Genomic DNA, 3479 nt, shown 5'->3' on the forward strand with positions numbered 1-3479 from the left:
CAACGGCGTGCGGCTGATTTCCCACCAGCTCTTTGATTCCGGGCAATGACCCAACCCTGCTGTTCACCAACGCAGGCATGAACCAGTTCAAGGACTGCTTCCTGGGCCAGGAAAAGCGCGCGTACACCCGCGCCGTCAGCAGCCAGAAATGCGTGCGCGCCGGCGGCAAGCACAACGACCTGGAAAACGTCGGTTACACCGCCCGTCACCACACCTTCTTCGAAATGCTGGGCAACTTCAGCTTCGGCGATTACTTCAAGCGTGACGCCATCACCTTCGCCTGGACGTTCCTGACGTCCGACAAGTGGCTGAACCTGCCGAAGGAAAAACTGTGGGTGACCGTCTACGCCACCGACGACGAAGCCTACGACATCTGGACCAAGGAAGTCGGCGTGCCGGCCGAGCGCATGGTGCGCATCGGCGACAACAAGGGCGCGCCTTACGCCTCCGACAACTTCTGGACCATGGGCGACACCGGCCCGTGCGGTCCGTGCACCGAGATTTTCTACGATCACGGCGCCGACATCTGGGGCGGCCCGCCGGGCTCGCCGGAAGAGGACGGCGACCGCTACATCGAAATCTGGAACAACGTGTTCATGCAGTTCAACCGCACCGCCGACGGCGTGCTGCACCCGCTGCCGGCACCGTCGGTGGACACCGGCATGGGCCTTGAGCGGATCAGCGCCGTGCTGCAGCACGTGCACTCGAACTACGAGATCGACCTGTTCCAGAGCCTGCTGACCGCTTCGGCCAAGGCCATCGGCTGCACCAACGACGGCCAGGCTTCGCTGAAAGTGGTGGCCGACCACATCCGTTCCTGCGGCTTCCTGGTCGCCGACGGCGTGCTGCCTTCCAACGAAGGCCGCGGCTACGTGCTGCGCCGGATCATCCGTCGCGCCTGCCGCCACGGCAACAAGCTGGGCGCCAAGGGCAGCTTCTTCTATCAGATCGTCGCGGCGCTGGTGGCCGAGATGGGCGAAGCCTTCCCGGAGCTCAAGTCCCAGCAGGCGCACATCGAGCGCGTGCTCAAGGCCGAGGAAGAGCAGTTCGCCAAGACCCTGGAGCAGGGCCTGAAGATCCTCGAACAGGATCTGGCCGAGCTCAAGGGCGAAGTCGTGCCGGGCGACGTGGTGTTCAAGCTCTACGACACCTACGGCTTCCCGATGGACCTGACCGCGGACATCGCCCGCGAGCGCAGCCTGACCATCGACGAGGCCGGCTTCGAGCGCGAAATGGAGGCCCAGCGTGAGCGCGCCCGTTCCGCCAGCTCGTTCGGCCTGGACTACAACAGCCTGGTCAAGGTCGACGTCGACACCGAGTTCACCGGCTACCACGCCACCCGCGGTTCGGCGAAAGTCGTCGCGCTCTATAAAGACGGCCAGTCCGTGGACGTCTTGAGTGAAGGGCAGGAAGGCGTGATCGTGCTGAACCAGACCCCGTTCTATGCGGAGTCCGGCGGCCAGGTCGGCGACTGCGGCTACATTCAGGCCGGCAACAGCCGTTTCGACGTGCGCGACACCACCAAGACCGGCGGCGCATTCCTGCACCACGGCGTGCTGGCCTCGGGCAGCCTGATCGTCGGCGCGCCGGTGGAGACCCACGTCGAAGCCGACGTGCGCCACGCCACCTCGCTGAACCACTCGGCCACCCACCTGCTGCACGCGGCATTGCGCAAGGTGCTGGGCGACCACGTTCAGCAGAAGGGCTCGCTGGTCGACAGTCAGCGCCTGCGTTTCGACTTCAGCCACTTCGAGGCGATCAAGCCTGAACAGCTGAAGGCGCTGGAAGACATCGTCAACGCCGAGATCCGCAAGAACTCGGCGGTCGAGACCGAAGAGACCGACATCGACACCGCCAAGAAGAAAGGCGCGATGGCGCTGTTCGGCGAGAAGTACGGCGACAGCGTGCGCGTGCTGAGCATGGGCGGCGACTTCTCCGTCGAGCTGTGCGGCGGCATCCACGCCAACCGCACCGGCGACATCGGCCTGCTGAAGATCATCAGCGAAGGCGGTGTGGCCTCCGGCGTGCGCCGCATCGAGGCAGTGACCGGCGCAGCGGCGCTGGCCTACCTGAACGCGGCCGAAGAGCAACTCAAGGAAGCGGCCAGCCTGGTCAAGGGCAGCCGCGACAACCTGATCGACAAGCTGTCGGCTGTGCTGGAGCGCAACCGCCTGCTGGAGAAGCAGCTCGAGCAGCTGCAGGCCAAGGCCGCCAGCGCGGCGGGCGACGATCTATCGGCCCAGGCCGCGGACGTCAAGGGCGTGAAGGTGCTGGCCGCCCGTCTGGACGGTCAGGACGGCAAGGCGCTGCTGGCGCTGGTCGATCAGCTGAAGAACAAACTCGGTCGCGCAGTGATCCTGCTCGGCAGTGTCCATGAGGAAAAGGTCGTACTGGTCGCAGGCGTGACCAAGGACCTGACCGGCCAACTCAAGGCCGGTGATTTGATGAAGCAGGCTGCTGCGGCAGTGGGCGGGAAGGGCGGCGGTCGCCCGGACATGGCGCAAGGCGGCGGTACAGACGCCGGCGCACTGGACAGCGCGCTGGCGCTGACCGCTCCGTTCGTCGAGCAGGGTTTATGAGACGCGCCGCCGGGCCCGCAGTCTAGTGGGGGGCCCGGCGGCCGTTCGAGTGATTATTGGGCGCCCTTCATGGGCAGAGGCGGCTTTGAAATGGCTTTGATCGTACAGAAATTTGGAGGCACCACGGTCGGCAGCGTCGAGAGAATCGAGCAGGTCGCCGACAAGGTTAAGAAATTCCGCGATGCCGGCGATGACCTGGTGGTTGTGCTGTCTGCAATGAGCGGCGAAACCAACCGTCTGATCGATCTGGCCAAGCAAATCAGTGGCGAAGATCAACCGGTTCCCCGTGAGCTGGACGTGATCGTCTCCACCGGCGAGCAGGTCACGATCGCCCTGTTGGCCATGGCGCTGATCAAGCGCGGTGTGCCGGCGGTGTCGTACACCGGCAACCAGGTGCGGATCCTGACGGACAGCGCGCACAACAAGGCGCGCATCCTGCAGATCGACGACCAGAAGATCCGCGGCGACCTGAAGGCCGGCCGCGTCGTCGTCGTCGCCGGTTTCCAGGGCGTCGACGAGCACGGCAACATCACCACCCTGGGCCGTGGCGGTTCCGACACCACCGGTGTGGCGCTGGCCGCTGCGCTGAAGGCTGACGAATGCCAGATCTACACTGACGTCGACGGTGTCTACACCACCGACCCGCGTGTGGTGTCCGTGGCTCAGCGCCTGGACAAGATCACCTTCGAAGAGATGCTGGAAATGGCCAGCCTCGGCTCCAAGGTGCTGCAGATCCGTGCGGTGGAGTTCGCCGGCAAGTACAACGTTCCGCTGCGCGTACTGCACAGCTTCAAGGAGGGTCCTGGCACCCTCATTACTATTTATGAAGAGTAAACCATGTAACAGACGATCATTTCCGGAATCGCCTTCAATAGTGATGATGTCTTTTTGAGTATCAGT

2 pseudogenes are annotated in these 3479 nt (G+C 64.2%); both read left to right on the plus strand.

From position 1 onward, the window contains the following. Positions 1–23 precede the first annotated feature (23 nt). A pseudogene (gene alaS / locus ACIP0B_RS28145) lies at positions 24–2579 on the plus strand (alanine--tRNA ligase); the annotation flags it as partial. Between the two features lie 90 nt (positions 2580–2669). Beyond that, a pseudogene (locus ACIP0B_RS28150) lies at positions 2670–3479 on the plus strand (aspartate kinase); the annotation flags it as partial.

The sequence above is a fragment of the Pseudomonas sp. NPDC089534 genome (assembly GCF_044749305.1).
Lineage (GTDB): Bacteria > Pseudomonadota > Gammaproteobacteria > Pseudomonadales > Pseudomonadaceae > Aquipseudomonas > Aquipseudomonas ekonensis.